This is a genomic window from Streptacidiphilus jeojiense, from assembly GCF_000719095.1.
In the GTDB taxonomy this organism is placed as follows: Bacteria; Actinomycetota; Actinomycetes; order Streptomycetales; family Streptomycetaceae; genus Streptacidiphilus; species Streptacidiphilus jeojiensis.
Genome location: NZ_JOEH01000013.1, coordinates 24,259 through 43,114 on the forward strand (window position 1 = coordinate 24,259; position 18,856 = coordinate 43,114).

The 18,856-nt window shown below is 72.5% G+C and carries 15 protein-coding genes; all 15 read right to left on the reverse strand.

Annotated features, from left to right (window positions below):
• Positions 1 to 13: 13 nt before the first annotated feature.
• From IF29_RS0118445 to IF29_RS0118515, 15 genes are read right to left on the reverse strand one after another with little or no spacing between them, the layout of a single operon-like run.
• A complete protein-coding gene (locus IF29_RS0118445; protein ID WP_030255970.1) occupies positions 14 to 1,339 on the reverse strand; it encodes a glutamate-1-semialdehyde 2,1-aminomutase in 1,326 nt (441 codons plus the stop codon).
• Positions 1,340 to 1,346: 7 nt separating this feature from the next.
• The gene (gene rfbC, locus IF29_RS0118450; RefSeq protein WP_030255972.1) at positions 1,347 to 1,898 is read right to left on the reverse strand and encodes a dTDP-4-dehydrorhamnose 3,5-epimerase; all 552 of its coding nucleotides are present in this window, start codon (positions 1,896 to 1,898) and stop codon (positions 1,347 to 1,349) included.
• Between the two features lie 26 nt (positions 1,899 to 1,924).
• Positions 1,925 to 3,172, reverse strand: a complete 1,248-nt coding sequence (locus IF29_RS0118455; protein WP_030255975.1) for a polysaccharide pyruvyl transferase family protein — start codon at positions 3,170 to 3,172, stop codon at positions 1,925 to 1,927.
• The gene (locus tag IF29_RS0118460) at positions 3,169 to 4,131 is read right to left on the reverse strand and encodes a glycosyltransferase family 2 protein (RefSeq protein WP_030255977.1); all 963 of its coding nucleotides are present in this window, start codon (positions 4,129 to 4,131) and stop codon (positions 3,169 to 3,171) included. The genes IF29_RS0118455 and IF29_RS0118460 overlap by 4 nt, the downstream gene beginning before the upstream one ends.
• The gene (locus IF29_RS0118465) at positions 4,128 to 5,438 is read right to left on the reverse strand and encodes an MATE family efflux transporter (protein ID WP_030255980.1); all 1,311 of its coding nucleotides are present in this window, start codon (positions 5,436 to 5,438) and stop codon (positions 4,128 to 4,130) included. The genes IF29_RS0118460 and IF29_RS0118465 overlap by 4 nt, the downstream gene beginning before the upstream one ends.
• Complete coding sequence (locus tag IF29_RS0118470) at positions 5,435 to 6,727, reverse strand: DUF4910 domain-containing protein (RefSeq protein ID WP_030255981.1); 1,293 nt, start codon at positions 6,725 to 6,727, stop codon at positions 5,435 to 5,437. The genes IF29_RS0118465 and IF29_RS0118470 overlap by 4 nt, the downstream gene beginning before the upstream one ends.
• Entirely contained in the window at positions 6,715 to 7,740 is a 1,026-nt protein-coding gene (locus tag IF29_RS0118475) for an NAD-dependent epimerase/dehydratase family protein (RefSeq protein ID WP_030255983.1), read from the reverse strand. The genes IF29_RS0118470 and IF29_RS0118475 overlap by 13 nt, the downstream gene beginning before the upstream one ends.
• Positions 7,741 to 7,743: 3 nt before the next feature.
• On the reverse strand, positions 7,744 to 8,391 hold the full coding sequence (locus IF29_RS0118480; RefSeq protein WP_030255985.1) for a PIG-L deacetylase family protein: 648 nt from the start codon (positions 8,389 to 8,391) through the stop codon (positions 7,744 to 7,746).
• A complete protein-coding gene (locus IF29_RS0118485) occupies positions 8,388 to 9,188 on the reverse strand; it encodes a sugar phosphate nucleotidyltransferase (protein ID WP_030255988.1) in 801 nt (266 codons plus the stop codon). The genes IF29_RS0118480 and IF29_RS0118485 overlap by 4 nt, the downstream gene beginning before the upstream one ends.
• Positions 9,185 to 10,453, reverse strand: a complete 1,269-nt coding sequence (locus tag IF29_RS0118490; protein WP_030255991.1) for a class I SAM-dependent methyltransferase — start codon at positions 10,451 to 10,453, stop codon at positions 9,185 to 9,187. The genes IF29_RS0118485 and IF29_RS0118490 overlap by 4 nt, the downstream gene beginning before the upstream one ends.
• Positions 10,450 to 11,694 (reverse strand): glycosyltransferase family 4 protein, encoded by a 1,245-nt coding sequence (locus IF29_RS0118495; protein WP_030255993.1) that lies wholly within the window; start codon positions 11,692 to 11,694, stop codon positions 10,450 to 10,452. Before IF29_RS0118495 ends, IF29_RS0118490 begins: the two co-directional genes overlap by 4 nt.
• A 2-nt stretch (positions 11,695 to 11,696) precedes the next feature.
• The gene (locus IF29_RS0118500) at positions 11,697 to 13,034 is read right to left on the reverse strand and encodes an O-antigen ligase domain-containing protein (protein WP_380523295.1); all 1,338 of its coding nucleotides are present in this window, start codon (positions 13,032 to 13,034) and stop codon (positions 11,697 to 11,699) included.
• A 1-nt stretch (position 13,035) separates the two neighbouring features.
• A complete protein-coding gene (locus IF29_RS0118505; RefSeq protein ID WP_030255997.1) occupies positions 13,036 to 14,616 on the reverse strand; it encodes a right-handed parallel beta-helix repeat-containing protein in 1,581 nt (526 codons plus the stop codon).
• Positions 14,617 to 14,650: 34 nt separating this feature from the next.
• Positions 14,651 to 16,612, reverse strand: a complete 1,962-nt coding sequence (locus IF29_RS0118510; protein WP_030255998.1) for a heparinase II/III family protein — start codon at positions 16,610 to 16,612, stop codon at positions 14,651 to 14,653.
• A complete protein-coding gene (locus IF29_RS0118515) occupies positions 16,609 to 18,837 on the reverse strand; it encodes a bi-domain-containing oxidoreductase (RefSeq protein ID WP_051725485.1) in 2,229 nt (742 codons plus the stop codon). The genes IF29_RS0118510 and IF29_RS0118515 overlap by 4 nt, the downstream gene beginning before the upstream one ends.
• Positions 18,838 to 18,856 lie beyond the last annotated feature (19 nt).

Here is an 18,856-nt window from a genome sequence, read left to right on the forward strand (position 1 = left end):
GTGTCACACCGGTTCAGGCCAGTCGGCGGAACACCGGCTTCACCGGCCGTCCGAGCACCCAGGGGGTCGGGTCGGCGGCGTCCAGTGCCCTCCGGTACACCGCACAGGCCCGGGCCACCACGTCGACGGTACGGTCGATGTCGTCCTCGCTGAGGGCGCTGCTCACCACGAACGACGGGGCCAGCACCCCGCCTGCGAGGAGTTCCCGCAGGAACAGCGTGCGGTACTCCTGCGACGGCTCCCCCTTCTCGTCGAGGGTGGCGAAGACCAGGTTGCTGGCCCGGCCCCGGACGACGAGGTGGTCGGCGACCCCGTGGACGGCCGCGGCGTCCCGGACGCCGGCGGCCAACCGCTCGCCGAGGGCGTGCAGTTGCGCGGTGATGCCCTCCTCGACATAGGTGTCGAGCACGGCCATCGCGGCGGCCAGCGAGTGCGTCTCCGCACCGTGCGTGGTGGAGAGCAGGAACACCCGGTCGCCGGGGTGGCGCAGCCCGCCCCGCTCCATCACCTCGCGACGCCCGGCCAGCGCGGAGACGGCGAAGCCGTTGCCCAGCGCCTTGCCGAAGGTGGAGAGGTCGGGGGCGACGCCGTACAGGCCCTGGGCGCCGGCCTCGGACCAGCGCAGCCCGGTGATCATCTCGTCGAAGACCAGCAGGCAGCCGTGGCGGTGGGCCAGTTCGCGGAGGCCCGCCAGGTACCCGACAGGCGGCTCCGCGTAGGTGGCGGGTTCCAGGATCAGGCAGGCGATCTCGCCCCGGTACCGGGTCAGCAGCGCCTCCGTGGCGGCCAGGTCCCCGTAGGGGAACGCCACGGTGAGATCCGTGATCGCCGCAGGGATGCCGGCGGACATCGGCGTGGTGCCGATGAACCAGTCGTCGACCGAGAAGAACGGGTGGTCGCCGCAGACGGCCACCCGGGGGCGACCGGTGACCGCGCGGGCCAGGCGCACCGCGGCGGTGGTGGCGTCCGAGCCGTTCTTGGCGAACTTCACCATCTCCGCGGTCGGCACCGTGGCCAGGAAGCGTTCCGCGGCCTCGACCTCCATGATGGAGGGCCGGACGAAGTTGCTGCCGCGGTCGAGTTCCCGCCGCACCGCCTCGATCACGCGCGGGTGGGCGTGGCCGAGGCTGACCGACCGCAGGCCGGAGCCGTACTCGAGGTAGCGGTTGCCGTCCACGTCCCAGACGTGGGCGCCGTGGCCGTGGCTGATGACCGGGGCCAGGCCTTCGGGGTACTGGTCGTCCCCCTTGGCGTAGGTGTGCGCGCCGCCGGGGATCATGGCGTGCAGCCGCTCGTTCGCCTGACTCGAGCGGGTCAGAAGGAGTTCTCTGGTGTCCATGCGGACCTCAAATCTGTTTGGGCTCCAGGACCTCGGCGAGGCTCGGTGCCTCCCGGTCCCGCTGTGACATCGACGTGATCGGCAGTGGCCAGGGAATGGCGAGGTCGGGGTCGTCGAACGCTATCGTCACGTCCTCGGTCGGATCATGAGGACGGTCGATCCGGTAGGAGACGTCGGCGGTCTCCGTCAGAGCCTGGAAGCCGTGGGCGCATCCTGCCGGTATGTAGACGGACGCCTGGGTCTCCCCGGACAGTTCGAAGGAGGCCCAGTTCCGGTAGGTCGGCGAGTCCGTCCGCAGGTCCACGAAGACGTCGAAGACCCTCCCGTAGGAGCACCGGACCAGCTTGGCCTCGCCGGCGCCGGAGCGCAGGTGCAGGCCGCGCAGCACGCCCAGGACCGAGCGGGACACGCTGTCCTGGACGAAGGCGTCCGGGTCCAGGCCCACCGAGCGGACCACGTCGGCGTCGAAGGTGCGGCAGAAGAAGCCGCGCTCGTCGGCGTACGACGTCGGCTCGAAGAGGTATGCGCCGGCTATCGCCGGGACTTCGGTGGCTTTCATGGCAGTTGCCTGTGTTCCTTCCACTCTCATGGCGCCTCGGGCGAGGCGTGGACGTTGCCGGTCCCCGGGTACAGGACCGCGCTCAGGGCGGCGAACTGGTCCTGGAGCTGCTCGGCGGCGGCCCGGGTCCGTTCCGGGAGCTCCCGGCGCAGCTCCGCCGAGCGCCGCTCCAGCTCCCGGAACTGCTCCAGCAGCCGGTCGGCGTCGACCTCGCGGGCCGGGTGGCAGAACTCGCCCAGTCCCATGCCCTGCAGCAGCGCCTCGCTCTTGGCCGCGTAGCAGAGCGCGAGGGTCGGCGTGCCGACCTTCAGCGCGCAGATCAGGTTGTGGTAACGGGTCGCCACCACGGTGTCGACGGCGGCCACCTCCTTCATCAGGTCGGCCAGCGAGGCCATCTCGGCCAGGGTGACCAGCGGCGAGTCCACCGCGTCGAGGACCTCGGCGACCGCCGGGATGTCCACGTCGTCGCCGGTGATCAGCCGGACCGTCCGGCCCTCCTCGACCAGCGTGCGGATGAAGCGGGTCATCCCGTCCAGGTAGCGGCGGTGGATCTGCTCGGCCCGGGCGCGGTCGTCGTTGCCGCCGTGGAAGGCCATCACGCCGACGCCGACCGGGCCCCCGGGGCCTGTGGGCGCGCTCGACTGCGGCGACGGCAGCGAGAAGGCGAGGTCCGGGTAGACCTCGTCGTGCGAGGTGTCCACGCCCATCGCCCGCATCGCGTCGCGGGACTGGGCGTCCCGGTAGGACCGGTACGCGGCCAGCCGTCCGGACCAGCTGACCAGGGTGCGGACCGAGCGCCGGCCGATGGTGGCGGCGCCGACGCTGACCAGGGCGACCCGGGTGCCGAACAGCCGCCCGGACGCGCAGAGCAGGAACAGCGAGTAGGGGAAGCCCCAGGGCCGCAGCGGCAGCGTGGCCTCCAGGACGCCCATGCCCGGCACGATCACCACGTCGTGCCGGCGCACCCAGGCGGCGGTGCGGACGATGTCGACGAACTTGCCCAGGCCCTTGCCCGCGATCGCACCGGCACGGGACGCGGTCCGGTACTCCCCGGTGTACCAGTGCATCCGCACCGCGGGGATCCCGAACCGGGTGGTGACCGCCTCGGGGCCGCCGCACAGCGCGTCGACCCGCGCTTCCGGGTGCTGGGCGCGGAGGTAGCCGAGCACGGCCTCCAGGGACCCGTCGTTGCCGAGGTTGCCGGATCCGAGCAGGCCGAACACCCCGACCCGCACCGGGGTCCGCCGCGCACCCTTTTCCTGAACCGGTGTCATGCCTGCCTCCCCTCACGGCCAGCGACCAGGGCGTCGATGGAGACGGAGGGCCCGGCCGGGTCGACCGGGGCCCGGTCCTCGACCCGTTCGCCGGCGGCGCCGGGCCTGGCCCGGCTGGTCATCCAGGCGGCCAGGTGGCGGTAGCACTCGCGCCGGTCGGCCGGGGAGATCGGCGCCCGCCGGATCGCCGAGACGAAGCCCCAGACGTACTCGGTGAGCAGACGGGGCGTCGGGTGCAGCGGCCCGGCCCGGCGCGGGTCCAGGTTGACGCAGCGGGAGCGCTTGCTCGGGTTGGCCCGCTCGGCCCGGTTGGGGTGGTCCCGGCGGAAGTAGAGCACCTCCGGCACCTGGTGGAAGCGCCCGTACAGGGTGAGTTCGGCGACGAAGGTGCGGTCCGCGTGGTGGTAGCTGTCCAGCGGCTTCACCCGGCGCAGCACGTCGGTGCGCATCACTCCGTAGAAGTCGTCGCCGCCGGGCTGGAACAGCAGGCTGCGGAAGCGCACCGGCGCGTGCGGCGAGTCGGTGTCGAGCGTGTACTCGTAGGGGACCTTCACCTTGCCGTCGCCGTCGATGACCGCCTGGCCGGTGTGCGCCAGGAACACGTCGGGCCGCTCGTCCAGCGCCTCCACGCAGAGCCGCAGCAGGTCCCGGGCGTACAGGTCGTCGTGCGAGGCCCACTTGAACAGCTCGCCGCGGGACTCGTCGAACACATGGTTGTGGTTGGGCGTGGCGCCTATGTTCCGGGGCAGCCGGAGGTAGCGGATCCGGGAGTCCTTCTCGGCGTAGCGGCGGCAGATGTCCTCGGTGCCGTCGGTCGAGGCGTTGTCGGAGACGACCAGCTCGAAGTCCTCGTAGGTCTGGCCGAGCAGGGCGTCGAACGACTCGGCCAGGTACTCCTCGCCGTTGTACACGGGCAGACCGATGCTCAGCCTGGGCCGGGCGGTCCTGGGCGCTGTCATGGCGTCCTCACTTCGGGGATGGGTTGGAGGTCGCGCCCGCGCAGGGCCGACCGCAGCTGCAGCCACCACACGGCCGAGCTGCTGATGGTCGCGGCGGCCACGCCCCAGGCCGAGCCGACGGTGCCGCCCACGACCGCCCCGCCGATCCCGCCGACGGCGTAGCAGGCGGAGGCGAACAGCTGGCAGCGCAGGCTGAGCCGGGCCGCGCCCAGCGCGCGCAGTCCGGCGGTGGCGCCGATGCCGAGGCTGGCGCCGGCGACGCTGAGCGTGGCCGGCACGATCAGCGCCGAGGCGGAGTGCCAGACGGTGCCGAGCACCAGCACCCCGACCCGGTCCGGAAGCAGCAGCAGTGCCCCGCCCCAGAGCAGTGCGGCGACCGCCTGCCCGATGCTGAGCAGGAAGCAGAAGCTGGCCAGCCGGTGCGGGGCCCGCCGCAGCACCCGTCCCGCCTCCGCGACGGTGACCAGGGCCAGCCCGGTGAGCACCGCGTAGAACGGGCCGAGCAGCAGCTCGGCGCCGCGGACCACGCCGACCGAGCTGACCCCGACGATCGCGCCGAGCCCCCAGGCCCGCAGCTGGTACGCGCCGCTGAGGCTGACGTTCTCGACCAGGTAGCGGTAGCCGAGGTCGCGCTGCTCGCGGAGCCACTCGCGGGCTCCGGTCAGCCGGGGCCGGATGCCGGACTGGAGGCAGCCGAACCCCGCGGCGACCCCGGCGGAGGCGCCCCAGGCGAGCAGGAAGGCGGGGACACTGCCGACGCGGGCCGCCACCACCATGGCCGGGATCAGCGCGATGTCCCAGACCAGGTCGTTGAAGAAGGCCTTCTTCCCGGTGCCGGCGGCGAAGAAGGAGAACCGCCAGGCGTCCTGCAGCAGCAGCGCGGGCAGGATGATGCCCAGCCCGGCGTAGGCGGACCCCACCCGGCCGCCGACGACCAGCCCGGCCGCCAGGCTCAGCGCGCCGATGGCGAGACCGACGCCGAGCGCGGTACCCGTCGCCCGGGCCACCGCGCCGCGCCAGGACTCCACCGACACGCCGCTGAAGCGCACCACCAGCGGGTCGGTGGCCAGCCCGCGGGAGACGTTGAGGACCACGCCGTAGGTCGCCCAGGCCAGGCTGAACACGCCGAACGCGGTCAGCCCCAGCTCGCGGGCCACGTAGATGCCCACGGCGAAGTTGCTCAGGCTGCAGGCCGCCTGGTCGGCCAGGCCCCAGGACAGCCGGCCGGCCACGGCCCGCCTGGCGCTCTGCCGCGCGTGCCTGCCCCGGGCCACCGGCGCCGTCACCGTCTCGCTCTCGGTGGTCATCCGCCCCCCGCCTTGATGAGTCCGGCGTCCCGGAGGGCGTCGGCTGCCACGGCGACGGTGTCGAACGGCAGGCCGGACCGCTCGGCGACGTCCAGCAGGCTCTGCTCGCCGTCGGAGAGGCTGAGCACCCAGAGCATGGCCAGCTGGGCCTCCTTGGCGTCGCTGCGGCCGCCGAGCGAGTCGTACAGTCCGCGCTTGCCCAACTGCGGTTCGCCGTAAGGACTGAGGTTGGTGTAGCGGCGGTTGCGGTCCAGCACGGCGAACGCCTCGCGGCAGACGGCGAGGGTGTCCTCCATCGACTCCGGGCTGACGAAGTCCGGGTTGTCCGCCGAGGTGTGGTACTCCGGGTACCCGGCGTACGGGGTCCGGCAGAGCGAGCCCACGCCGAGGTCGAACCCGGGCGAGCAGTACTGCCGCTCGTCGTAGCCGTACGGGGTGAACCCGTTGATCCGGTGCGGCCGTTCGGAGGCGGCCAGGACGTGCCGCAGCACCCGGTCGATCTCCGCGTCGCCGCGCCGGCTCTGCTTGTACGTCAGTTGGCCCCGGTCCCCGGCGCAGGCCAGCACCAGCCCGTGCTTGACCCGGTCGACGCGCTCGGCGTTGCGGGCCAGCCAGGTGATCGCCCCGATGGTGCCGGGCGCGAAGATGAACCGGTAGGTGTACCAGGGCGTCTGCCGGGCCAGTTCCTGGGCCAGCGAGACCGCCACTGCGATGCCGGCCAGGTTGTCGTTGGCCAGCGAGGGGTGGCAGGTGTGGCAGGAGACGATCACCTCGTCGGCGACCTGCCCCGGGACCACGTGCTCGGCGTAGGTGAGGTGGCCGTCGGCGAGGGTGGAGTCGATCCGCACCTCGTAGTCGGCCTCCGGTAGCGCGTCCAGGGTGTCCTGGGACAGGCAGAACCCCCAGGTGGGCGTGTAGTAGCTGGTCCGGTAGGGCACCAGATCGGGCTGGTCGGGCAGGGTGTGCAGGTGTCCGCGCAGCTCGGCCAGCGGCATGGTGGCCGCCACCGGGACGCTGTAGCCGAGCACGTGCAGGTTGGAGGCGGCGAAGTCGACGACCCGCCGTCCGGTGGGGTCGGCGATGTAGGCGTCCCGGATGTTCCACTCCTGCGGCACCGTCCAGTCGAGCACCTGGGTCCCCGTCGGTACCTCGTGCACCTGCAGCGGGATGTGCTCGCCGACGATGTCCAGGGTGGCCCGCACACCGTCGCCGGTGATGCTCCGGCAGAGCGGGTACAGCCGCTCCACCAGGGCGTGCATCCGGTCGCCGGACCCGGTCACCGACGCCACCGCAGGGTGTCGTCGACGGCGCCGGCCTCGGAGGCCGCGCGCAGCACGGCGAGCCGGGTGAAGCGGGACTGGAACGCCTCGGCGGTCAGCCCGTGCTCGCGGTACGCCTCGGCGAGCTCCAGCGCGCCCCGCTCGACCGACCACTCGCAGTCGAAGCCGGGTATCGCGGCGCGGAAGCGGGAGAAGTCCACCCGGTAGGACCGCGGGTCGGCGCCGTTCTCCCCGGTGATGACCACCTTCGAGCCCGGCACCGCCTCGGCGACCTTCCCGGCGATCTCGGCGACGGTGACGTTGTTGGCCTCCGTGCCGATGTTGAACGCCTGGTCGTGCACCGCCTGCTGAGGTGCCGTCAGGGCGGCGGTGAAGGCCCGGGCGATGTCGGCCGCGTGCACCAGCGGGCGCCAGGGCGTGCCGTCGGAGAGCACCAGCACCTCACCGGACAGGTAGGCGTGGCCCACCAGGTTGTTCAGCACGATGTCGGCGCGCAGCCGCGGCGAGTAGCCGAAGGCGGTGGCGTTGCGCATGTACACCGGGCTGAAGTCGTCGTCGGCCAGCTTGTGCAGGTCGTCCTCGACCCGCACCTTGGACTCCGCGTACGGCGTCACCGGGCGGAGCGGGGCGTCCTCGGTCACCAGGGCGTCGCCGCCGGAGGCGCCGTACACCGAGCAGGTCGAGGCGTACAGGAAGCGCTTCACGCCGGCGTCGCGGGCCAGTTCGGCCAGCCGTACCGACGCGTGGTGGTTGATGTCGTAGGTGAGCTGCGGCGCCAGCGACCCCAGCGGGTCGTTGGAGAGCGCGGCCAGGTGGATCACGGCGTCCACCCCGGCCACGTGCTCGGCGGTGATGTCGCGCAGGTCCACTCGCTGTCCCGGCGGGTCGGCCGGCTGCGGGCCCAGCACGCAGTCGGCGAACAGGCCGGCGTCGAGACCGACGACCTCGTGGCCGGCGGCGGCGAGCACCGGGGCCATCACGGTGCCCAAGTAGCCCTGGTGTCCGGTCAGTAGTACGCGCATGGGTCATGCCCCCAGGTCGAGAGTGAGCTTGCTGACGGCGAACGCCTCGGCGTACCGCTCGTTGCATTCGATGCCGCGGATCCGGGCCAGCCCGAGGAAGGCCTCCCGGTCGTACCAGGGCCGGTGCTGCTGCGAAGGGTAGTGCTCCTGCAGGAGCTGCACCTTCCGTTCCGCGGTCGCCGGCGACAGCGGCTGGTACGCCGTCGGACGGCCGAGGTCGCCGTCCCATTTGACGATCTCGTAGCCGAGCACCAGGTGGTCCCGGAACGCGGTGGTCACCAACTGGGCCAGGCCGCGGTGGTCCTGGTGCGCGTCCTCGGTGCGCGGGGCGACGACCAGGTCCGGATCGATCCCCGCGCGCAGTTCCTCGACCGCCTCCTTGGCCTCCTGCCAGTAGGCCGGCAGCCTGCCGTCGGGCAGCTTGAGGACGGTCAGCCGCAGGTCGGCGCCGGGGCAGAAGGCGGCCAGCGCGGCCTGCTCCTCCTGCTCACGCTCGCTGCCGCCGCCGGAGAGCACCAGCGCGTCGACCCGGATGCCGGGCCGGGCCTGACACAGCGTCAGCAGCGTGCCGCCGGCCCCGATGGCGAGGTCGTCGCAGTGCGCGGCCAGCGCGGCGATCCGGTCCGGCCGCCCGGTTCCGAGCCGGATCACGACGCCCCCACCGCGGTCCGGCCGTCCTGCTCCCACACGGCCCACGGACGGTTGCCGTGGGCGTAGGCGGCGTCCAGCGCGGCCCGCTCCTTCACGGTGTCGGTCGGCTTCCAGAAGCCGCGGTGCTGGTACGCCAGCAACCGGCCGCCCTTGGCCAGTCCGGCGCATCCGTCGGCGACCAGGTCGCCGTCCTCCGGGATGTGGTCGAAGACCTCCTGGCGGAGCACGAAGTAGCCGCCGTTCTCCCACAGCGGCATCTCGCTGACCGCGGTGATGCCCCCGACCATGCCGTTCTCGCCCAGGTCCACGCAGTGGAACGAGGACTGCGGCGGCACCACCATCATCGACGCGCCGGCGTCGGTCCGGGTGAACCGGTCGATCATCTCAGGCAGCGGGGCGTCGGTGAGCACGTCGGCGTAGTTGGCGAGGAACATCTCGTCGCCGTCCAGGTGGTGCCGCACCCGGCGCAGCCTCTCCCCGATCGGCGACTCGGTGCCGGTCTGCGCGAAGGTGATGGTCCAGTCGGCGATGTCGGTGGACAGCAGCTCGGCCCGGCCGTTGCGCAGCACGAAGTCGTTGGAGGTGGTCTCCTCGTAGTTGAGGAAGAAGTCCTTGATGTGGTGGGCCCCGTAGCCCAGGCAGAGGATGAACTCCTTGTGCCCGTAGTGCGCGTAGTAGCGCATGACGTGCCAGATCAGCGGCCGCGGGCCGACCATCGCCATCGGCTTGGGGGTGTCGTCGGAGGTTCCGTTGCGCATGCGCAGCCCGTATCCGCCGCAGAAGAGTACGACCTTCATGCTGTGACCTCTTTCATGACTGGCGCCTCGACGGCGGGCGGTTCGACAATGCTGAGTTCCGGGATGGGGAAGACCAGCCGGCCGCCCCAGGAGTGCACGAAGGACAACTGCTCGACCAGCTCGGCCCGCAGGTTCCACGGGAGGACGAGCACGTAGTCGGGCTTGTCGATGCCGATCTGCTCGGGCGACAGGATCGGGATGCGGGTGCCCGGGGTGAACCTGCCGTGCTTGTAGGGGTTGCGGTCGACCGTGTACGGCAGCAGGTCGGGCCGGATGCCGCAGTGGTTGAGCAGGGTGTTGCCCTTGCCGGGGGCGCCGTAGCCGACCACCGTCCTGCCCTGGTCGGCCGCCTCGATCAGGAACCGCAGCAGGTCCCTGCGCACCTTGGCCACCCGGGCCGAGAACTCGGTGTAGCCGGACAGCTCCTGCAGCCCGGCGGCCTTCTCCCGGGCCAGCACGTCGGACACGCGCTGGCTCGGCTCACCGGCCGCCTCGGCGGGCCGGGCCCACAGCCGGATCGAGCCGCCGTGGGTGGGCAGCAGTTCGACGTCCACGAGCGCGAGCCCGCCGCTGGCCAGCGCCCGGATCGCGGACGCCACCGTGTAGTACTGGAAGTGCTCGTGGTAGATGGTGTCGTACTGGTTCTCCTCGATCAGGGTGAGCAGGTGCTGCACCTCGATGGAGACCCAGCCGTCGTCGGCGACCAGGGCCCGCAGCCCCTGGGTGAAGCCGACCACGTCGGGGATGTGCGCGTACACGTTGTTGGCCACGACCAGGTCCGCCGGGCCGTGCTCGGCGCGGACGGCGGCGGCGACCTCGGGGCCCAGGAACTCGGTGAGCGTGGGCACCCCCGCCTCCCGTGCCGCAGCGCCCACGTTCACCGACGGCTCGATGCCCAGGCAGCGGATCCCGCGGTCCACCATGTGCCGGAGCAGGTACCCGTCGTTGCTGGCGACCTCGACCGCGAAGGCGTCGGGGCCCAGGCCCAGCCGCTCCACGGCGCCGGCCACGAAGCTGCGCGCGTGCTCCACCCAGGAGGTCGAGTAGGAGGAGAAGTACGCGTACTGCGTGAACGTCTCCTCCGGCGTGATCAGCGGCGGGATCTGCGCCAGCCAGCACTCGGTGCAGACCCGCAGGTGCAGCGGGTAGGCCGGCTCCGGCTGGTCCAGTTGGTCCGCGGCGAGAAAGCTCTCGCACGGTGGGGTCGCCCCCAGGTCGACGACGCTCTCCAGCGCCGCCGAGCCGCAGAGTCGGCATCGTGTCATCGCTTGCTCCCATTCGTGGTCGCGCGGGTGTCCCCGTCGCCGGACCGGGCCGCGATCGCCGCCCGGTATCCCTCCTCCAGACGCTCCAGTCCGACCGCCGGACTGAAGCCCTGCTCATATCGGCGCCGGGCCGCCTGACCCATTCGGGCCGCCGGACCGGACTCCGCGCCGCCGTCCGCCGTGATCCGGCGCAGGCACTCGGCGAGTGACGCGGCGTCACTGGGCTTGTGCAGCAACCCGGTCACCCCGTCCTCGACCAGTTCGACGAAGGCCCCGTGGCCGGCCGCGACGGTCGGCACCCCGGCCGCCATCGCCTCCACGACCACCAGGCCGAACGCCTCCAGCCAGGTCGAGGGCGCCACCACGGCGACCGACCGGGCGACGACCTTGCGGCTCTCCGCCGGGTCGCACAGGCCGATGAACCGCACGTCGTCCCGGCCCGCGGTCCACTCGGCCACCTCCTGCTCCAGCGGCCCGGCACCGGCGACCACCAGCGGCACACCGACACCGCCCGCCGCGGCGACCTCGTCCCAGGCGGCCATCAGCAGCCGCACCCCCTTGGCCTCGGCGAGTCGGCCCAGGTAGAGCAGGTGCTCGCCGGGGCCCTCGCGCACCGCGCCCGGTTCCGGGACGAAGTTGTGCTTCACCGTCAGCCGCTCGGGCGGCATGCCGGAGCGCACCAGGACGTCGCGCTGCGCCGCGGAGATGCAGAAGAAGCGGTCCACGCCGGACCACCAGCGCCGCCGGTTGACCGCCAGGCTGACCGCCAGCGGCACCGTCGCCAGCCGGGAGTCGCGGTAGCAGCCGTGCCGCACGGCGGGCAGCGGCAGCTTCGGTCCGACGCACTCGGTGCAGGGCCGGCCGTCCCGCTGCAGCGTGCCCGGCGCGCAGACCTGGGTGTAGTTGTGCAGCGTGGCGACGACCGGCACGCCGGCGTCGGCGCAGCCGGCCAGCACCGCCGGCGACAGCAGCGGGAAGACGTTGTGGACGTGCACCACGTCCGGCCGCTCGGCGCGGAGCCGGGCGGCGAGCTCGGAGCGGACCGCCGGGTTCCACGGCACCAGCAGCGGCAGCGCGGCCTTGCCCGGCAGGGACCGGGCGGCGATGTCGTCGCTGCGCCGCTCGAACAGGTCGACCCGGTGGCCGGCCCCGCGCAGCAGCTCCAGCTCCTGGTCGACGACGTTGTTCTCCCCGCTCGGCTGCGCCGAGGAGTAGCGGTTGTGCACGACTAGGACATGCATGATCAGGCCACCTCCAGTTCCGGTCCCTCGGTTGCGGTGCGCATCGCCTCCCGGGAGCGGGGCAGCGTGAGTCGCCGTCGGCGGCCCTGGGGCGCCGGTATGGGTACGGCTTCGGCGGGCGCGACCAGCAGTGAGGCGGCCACGGCCAGGTGCAGCAGGTACGGGGAGGCGTCGCCCAGCCCGACCTCGGTGTACGAGGCGATCACGCAGTAGCTGATCAGGAAGATGGCGCAGGCCCGCGGCAGCGACGGCGGCCGCAGCAGTGCGATGCCGCCCAGCACCAGGACGATCGCCGCGACCAGGGCGACGCCGAGCAGGCCCTGTTCGTGGAAGATGGCCAGCCAGCTGTCGTCGATCGGCAGGCCGCCGTACGACTTGTCGCCCAGGCCCACGCCGAAGATGTCCTGCGAGACGGTCCTGGGGGCGCTCAGCAGGGCGTCCCAGACCTTGGCCCGGCCGGTGAGGCTGGCGAAGTTCTCCTGGCTCTGACCGCGCAGGAACCAGGTCTGCAGCGCCGAGCTGAACCCGATCGCGGCCACCAGCGCGAGCACCACCACCCAGGAGAAGAACCGGCGGGCGGCCCCGCTGGTCAGGATGAGCGAGCTGATCGCCAGCGCCAGCCCGATGAGCAGGCCGAGGGTGGCGGTCCGGGTGTGGGTCAGCGCCAGCAGCACGAACGACGGCACGATGATCACCGCCGCACCGGTCTTGGTGGTCCGCCGTCCCACCGCGAGCAGCACGGTGAGCCCGATGATCACTGCGGCGTACTGGCCGATCTGAGGCGGCGTCAGCGGCCACAGGTCGCCGACCAGCCGGCCGCCGTAGAGGCCGGGCAGCGCCGCCCCCGGTGAGATGACCAGACCGGCCGCCACCGGCATGAGCACCAGGAAGTACATCCGGATGTGGTGTCTCACGAAGGTCAGACTGCCGTCCCACCAGCGGCTCAGCAGCCACAGCGCGCCGACGAAGAGCAGCAGCCGGAAGCAGCGGAACAGCGAGCCGTACCCGGACTCCAGCCGTGCACTGGAGACCACGCTCGCCACCAGCAGCAGGGAGAGCAGCAGCATGTAGGCGCTGGGGCGGATCCGCAGCCGCAGGTTGACCGTGAGCGCCAGCACGAACGCGGTGACCAGCGCGCCCATGGTGACCGCCTGGATGAGCGAGCGGGGCAGCGGGACGATGGTCTTCGCCCCGGCCGAGCCCAGCGTGTTGAGGATCAGCAGGCCCCAGGCCGTCCCGACCAGCTTCGGCGGTTCGGCGGGGCGCCGACCGGTGTCCAGCTCCGCGCCGTTGTCGTCCGGCTCCTGCGGCGTGCCGCTGCGCATCAGGTCCAGGCCCATCTCAACCACCGGCCTTGGGGGCGAAGGTGCTGCCCGTGTCCTGCCGGTACGGCGCCGCCTGCCACTGCCCGGTGTTCAGCACCACGCCCTGGTCGTGGGCGACGAAGCTCCACGGTCCGCTGTAGGTGTTGTCGTACCAGCGGTTCTGCTGGTCGAAGGTGATCGCCTGCGCCACCGGGTCGCCCTTGTACGGCGACCAGTCCGGATAGCTGCCGTAGTTGGACAGCACCGCCATCCGGCCGCACAGGCCCGCGCAGCCGGCGGTGGACCCGCTCTGCACGAAGCGGTTGTCGTGGATGTCCACCCGTTGGGTCTTCCAGCGGCAGTCGGAGTAGAGCGGTGCGTGGGCGATGGCCGGCTGGGCGCAGGTCTTGAGGTCCGGCACCAGCAGGGTGCAGTCACCCGACGAGGTGTTGGCCGGGCTGTTGCAGAACCGGTCGGCGTTCTCCCACAGGGTGATCCCGGACCAGTTGTCCGTCAGCACGTTCCCGTAGATGTCGATCCGGGTGGTACGGGCCTTGATCCGGGGTTCGCCGCCGGACTCCGACAGGTAGACGGTCCCGTAGGGGAAGTCGTCGCCGCCGGCGGCGGCCGTCCGCCCCTCGACCAGTTCGTTCCGCCGGATCGTGTTGTACCGGATGACCGCGTTGTAGCTGGCCTCGTAGATCAGCGCGGCACCGTCGTTGTTCTCGATGACGTTGTCCTCGATAAGGAAGTCGTTGTTGTTGGTGTCCGCCCACAGCCCGGTGCCGCGGTTGTCGTGCACCCAGTTGCCGGTGATGTCGGCGCCGTTGACGGCCCAGAACTTGACGCCTCCGCTGCAGCCGCAGTCCGGCTGGCGCCGCTCCCAGTCGCCGGTGTTGTTGCCGGTGATCTCGTCGCCCTGGAGCACCAGACCGGTGAGGGCGCCGTCGCCCTTGTAGGCGTTCATGCCGTACTGGCCGTTGCGGCGCAGGCAGCTGGAGCGGACCTGCTCGCGGGCGCCGGCCATCAGCCCGGCGCCGGAGTTGTCCTGGACGGTGGTGTGCTCGATCACCCAGCCGTCGGCGGAGTCGTGGTTGACCACGCCCTCGTCCTGCGGCGCGGCGAAGTGCTGGACGGTCAGATAGCGGATGCTGACGTCGGCGGCGCTGCCGCCGAAGGCGGTCTGGTTGACGTTCTGGCCGTCGAGCACCGCGCCCGGCGCGCCGACGTAGACGTCCCCGTCCTTGGGGACGACCTGGTCGAAGGCGCCGGACCCGAGCCGGTGGGTACCCGGTCGGAGCCAGAAGGTGGTGTGCGGGGGGCTGTTCACGGTCTTCGTGACCAGGTCGCCGACGACCGCGGGGTCGACCGTCACCGCCCCCGCCGGCGCCGTGGCCGGCCCGGCCGGGATCCGGTCGCACACCGGGGTCGCCGACGCCGGCGCCACCCCGGCGGGCTCGGAGGTGGGTACGGCGGTCGGCGCGGCGGACGTTCCGACGGACGGCGCGCCGGTCGGCGCCACCTGGACGTCAGGTGTCCCCCCGCAGCCGGCGATCGTCAGCAGGGCCGTCGCCGACAATGCCGCCGACCACGCCCAGTGCCGCAACTTCCCCCCCACGTGCCCACTCCCTAGCTGTGTGCGAACTACCGGCCTAACAGGTGAACGTGAGCACCGTGGTGAACCCCTCCCCTTCGTCCACGTCACCGGTGCCGACCAGCACCGTGGCGGGCTGTCTGCGCCCGAAGCCGGGGGAGTACCAGCCCAGCGGTGGGTCGGTCTCACCGCGGTGCGCCTGCCAGTCGAGCTGCCCGGGCAGGTCGAGCACCGCGGAGCGGTCCTCGCCGTCGACGGTCCAGCTGAGCACGGCCTGGCTCCCCACCAGTTCCGCGGCGACAGCCGGACCGAGGTGGAACGCCAGCTTCGCGGCCCGGCGCGGGCCCTGCACCTCGTCGACGATCAGCAGTTGCCGGTCGGCGGCGGTCAGTTCGACCCGGCGGCGGTGCACGGAGCCCCGGTAGCCGTCGTGCTCGGCACTCCAGCGGGTGACTCCTGCATCGGCCGTGCCGTCAGCCGCGTCGGCGGTCAGCACCCGGCTGCGGGCGTGCCGGGTCCACAGGAACGGGCCGCCGGAGCCGGACTGGTCGGCGCCGTCCAGCTGCAGGGTGTTGTGGCCCAGCGTCGACCGGAAGTACTGCCGCCACTCGGGCTGCCCGTGGTAGCAGTAGGTCCCCGGGTCGGCCAGCACGTCCACCCCGTCGTGCCGGACCTCCACCGACAGCGCGTCGGCGTGGGCGTGCGCGGCGATGGACAGGAAGCCGTGCGGACCGCCGTCGCAGCGGCACCAGATCTCCTCCGGACCGCGCAGCACGGTCAGGCCCGCGTCGGCGAAGTGGTCCGGTCGCCGGGTCGGGCGGACCGCCGCCGATTCGGTGCGCCGGACCAGCGCGGCCAGCAGCGGGGTGCGCACATCGGTGCCGGTCACCGCGGGCCACCAGTCGAGCCGGCCGAACACGGCGTCCCCGGTGGCCAGCAGCGAGGACCAGCGGTCCGTCCCTGCGCCGTCCACCACCAGGCCGTAGCCGTCGTCGGCGTCGCCCTGGCGCGGCGGGCGCAGCCGGTTGTCCACGACGGCCGCCAGCGCGTCGGTCATCCGCAGCAGCACCAGCCGGACCGACGCCGGGACCGGCACCTCGGCGGCGTCCGCCTCGGCCAGCGCGGCCAGGCCGAGCTCCAGCACCAGTCCGTGGTACTCGCTGGCCAGTTCGCGGTTGATCCCCGAGTCGAAGGTGTTGCTGCGCAGGTGCCGCTCCAGCGACCGCAGCGCGTCGTCCCGCCAGCGCTCCGATTCCGGGAACCAGCCGAACGCGCAGGCCCCGGCGAACTGACCGGCGGCCTCGGCGATGACGTGGTTGTTGGCCGAGGAGCCCCGGCTGGGGAAGGCGGCCAGCCAGCGCTGGTGGTGCCAGATCTGCCGCAGCGCCACCGGGTTGGACTCGAACAGCGCGGACGCGCCCGCCCATCCTTCGAGCAGGCGGCGGACCCAGACCCAGGACAGCAGCCGGATGCCCAGCTCGATGCCGCTGGTCCAGTGCACCCCGCGCAGCGGCGGGTTGACGTCCCACCAGGACCGCAGGTGTTCGGCCACCCGCTCGGCGTAACGGTCCTCGCCGGTGACCGCATAGGCGGCGGCGAGCACGGTCAGGTGGTGGTGCCGGGACAGCTCCCAGATCTGCTTGATGTCCCCGACCGCCTCCTCGTCGCGGTAGGGCACGTCGAAGGCGTAGCCCGAGGGGGCGCGGCGCCCGGTCTTCGGGTCGAACCACCAGTCCGGGGCGGTCAGGTCGTCGCGGACCACTCCGAAGTACTCGGCATGACCGTCCATCAGCCGGTCCGCCTCGGCGACCAGGCGTTTGGCGGCGTCCGGCGGCACGGCGGCGAGGGTGCCGGCGGGCAGCACCGCGGTGAACCGGGCGCCGGCCACGCCCGGGGTGTCGGGCAGCCCGGACCGCCAGCGCCGGCGGCGCACCGTGTCGGCCACCCGGCCGCCGACCTCCTGCGGCCCCATCCGGGACAGCCGGCGGAGGTACCAGCCTGCGGACGTGGCCCCGCTCATCGCGTCCGCTCCGACGACTCCGAGGGCTCCGACGCCTGCAACGTCACCGGGGCGCCGGCGGCCAGGCTGGCCTGCACGGCGAAGGTGGCAGCGGTGGTGGCGACCAGCGACTCCAGCGGCACCGGCATCGGCCCCCCGGTCCGCACGGCCGTCAGGAACGCGTCCAGCTCGGCGCGCTGGCCCTTGTCCTTGGCCTTGGGCAGCCGCGAGCTGACCCACCGCTTGCGGCCGTACACCGAGGCGCGGACGAAGTCGTCGAGCCGCAGCACCTGCCCGTCCGCGATCAGGTCCAGCGTCTCCTTGGGGAAGCCGGGCGCGCCGTTGGAGACGTAGCTGATGGTCGCGGTGGACCCGCCCGGGTAGCGCAGCACCACCTGGAGGTCCTCGTTGCCGGGCGTGGTGAGCGCGTACACCGAGACCGGGTCGGCCCCCAGCAGCCAGCTGGCCGTGTCGATGAAGTGCCCGCCCTCGCCCTCGAAGCGGGTGCCCTCGGTGTCCTGCCGCAGGTACCAGCTGCCGTGCTCCAGCCGGCCCGCGTTGACCAGGTAGCGCAGGCTGGCCGGACCCGTCGGGGCGCCGAACCGGCCCTTGGCCTCCTGCAGCAGCGGCGCGAACCGGCGGTTGAAGCCCACCTGCAGCCGGTCGTTGCCGGACTCCTCGACCGCCTTGAGCACGCCGGCCAGCTCGTCCCCGGTGAGCGCCAGCGGCTTCTCCACGAAGACGGTCTTCCCGGCCCGCAGCGCCCGTTCGGTCAGCGCGGCGTGCGAGCTGTGCCGGGTGGCCACGAACACCGCGTCGACGGACGCGTCGTCCAGCACCGCGTCGAGGTCGGTGGTCGCCTCGGCGAAGCCGAACTTGCGCTGCGCGTTGGCGGCGGACAGCGCCGTCGTGGTGACCACGGTGGCCAGCTCGACGCCCTCGCGCCGGGCCAGGTGCGGCAGCAGCATCGACGTCGCGTAGTTCCCGGCGCCGATGAACGCCAGCCGCACCGTCGCCTTGGCCGGCCGGGCCGGTGCGGGGCGCGCGGCGGCCACCGCCGGCAGACCGACCACGGGCGCGGCCACCTCCTCAGCTTCGGGGACTGCCGCCTCGGGGGCTGCGGCATCGAGATACTGGAACAGCACCGCCACGGCCTTCAGGCCGCCGTCCTTCAGCAGTTGGTAGGTCTCGACGGCGTCGTCGAAGTCGGCGACCTTGGAGACCAGCGGCTCCACGTCGACGCTGCCCCGGGCCAGCAGGTCGAGGAAGCAGGCCAGGTTGCGGCGCTCGGTCCAGCGCACATAGCCGATCGGGTAGTCCCGGCCGTCGAGCTCGTACCCGGGGTCGTAGCGGCCGGGGCCGTACGAGCGGGAGAACCGGACGTCCAACTCCTTCTCGTAGTAGGCGTTCCAGGGCAGGTCCAGGCGGCACTTGCCGATGTCGACGATCCGGCCGCGGTCCCGGCTCAGCTGGGCGGCCAGCTCGACCGGCTGGTTGCTGCCGCCGCCAGCCGCCAGGTACACCTGGTCCACGCCGTGACCGTCGGTGAGCTCGGCGACCGCGGTCGCCACGGCGGCGGAGGCGGGATCGCCGCAGGCCGCCGCGCCCAGCCGCTCGGCGAGCTCGCAGCGGGTCGGGTCCGGGTCCACCCCGACCACGCGGACGCCCGAAGCGGCCAGCAGCTGCACCACCAGCTGCCCGATCAGCCCCAGACCGATGACCAGCGCCACCTCGCCGAGCTGCGGCTCGCCCTGACGGACGCCCTGCATCGCGATCGACCCGACGGTGCCGAAGGCGGCGTGCCGCGGCGCGAGGCCGTCCGGCACCCGGGCGTAGAGGTTCTTCGGCACCCAGTTCAGTTCGGCGTGCAGCGCGAACTCATTGCCGGCGCAGGCCACCAGGTCGCCGACGGCCACGTCGTCGATGCCGGCGCCGACCTGCTCGACCACCCCGCACAGCGAGTAGCCCAGCGGGGTGTAGGAGTCCAGCTTGTTGATCACCTTGCGGTAGGTGGCGCCCAGCCCGTTGGTGGCCACGCTCTGCATGACCTTGGCGACCTGGTCGGGACGCGAGCGGGCCTTGCCCACCATCGACATGCCGGCCTCGGAGACCTTCATCATCTCGGTGCCGGTGGATATCAGCGAGTAGAGGCTCCGGACCAGCACACCGCCTGGCTTGCACCCCGGTACCGGCACGTCGAGCAGCGCCAGCTCACCGCTCTTGTAGTTCTGCACAACCTGCTTCACGTGAACTCCTAGGTCTTCT

Excerpts from the sequence above, each read along its gene's own strand:
- IF29_RS0118445 (WP_030255970.1), bottom strand. The coding sequence starts at position 1,339 with ATGGACACCAGAGAACTCCTTCTGACCCGCTCGAGTCAGGCGAACGAG.
- rfbC (WP_030255972.1), bottom strand. The coding sequence starts at position 1,898 with ATGAAAGCCACCGAAGTCCCGGCGATAGCCGGCGCATACCTCTTCGAG.
- IF29_RS0118455 (WP_030255975.1), bottom strand. The coding sequence starts at position 3,172 with ATGACACCGGTTCAGGAAAAGGGTGCGCGGCGGACCCCGGTGCGGGTC.
- IF29_RS0118460 (WP_030255977.1), bottom strand. The coding sequence starts at position 4,131 with ATGACAGCGCCCAGGACCGCCCGGCCCAGGCTGAGCATCGGTCTGCCC.
- IF29_RS0118465 (WP_030255980.1), bottom strand. The coding sequence starts at position 5,438 with ATGACCACCGAGAGCGAGACGGTGACGGCGCCGGTGGCCCGGGGCAGG.
- IF29_RS0118475 (WP_030255983.1), bottom strand. The coding sequence starts at position 7,740 with ATGCGCGTACTACTGACCGGACACCAGGGCTACTTGGGCACCGTGATG.
- IF29_RS0118485 (WP_030255988.1), bottom strand. The coding sequence starts at position 9,188 with ATGAAGGTCGTACTCTTCTGCGGCGGATACGGGCTGCGCATGCGCAAC.
- IF29_RS0118490 (WP_030255991.1), bottom strand. The coding sequence starts at position 10,453 with ATGACACGATGCCGACTCTGCGGCTCGGCGGCGCTGGAGAGCGTCGTC.
- IF29_RS0118495 (WP_030255993.1), bottom strand. The coding sequence starts at position 11,694 with ATGCATGTCCTAGTCGTGCACAACCGCTACTCCTCGGCGCAGCCGAGC.
- IF29_RS0118500 (WP_380523295.1), bottom strand. The coding sequence starts at position 13,034 with ATGGGCCTGGACCTGATGCGCAGCGGCACGCCGCAGGAGCCGGACGAC.
- IF29_RS0118510 (WP_030255998.1), bottom strand. The coding sequence starts at position 16,612 with ATGAGCGGGGCCACGTCCGCAGGCTGGTACCTCCGCCGGCTGTCCCGG.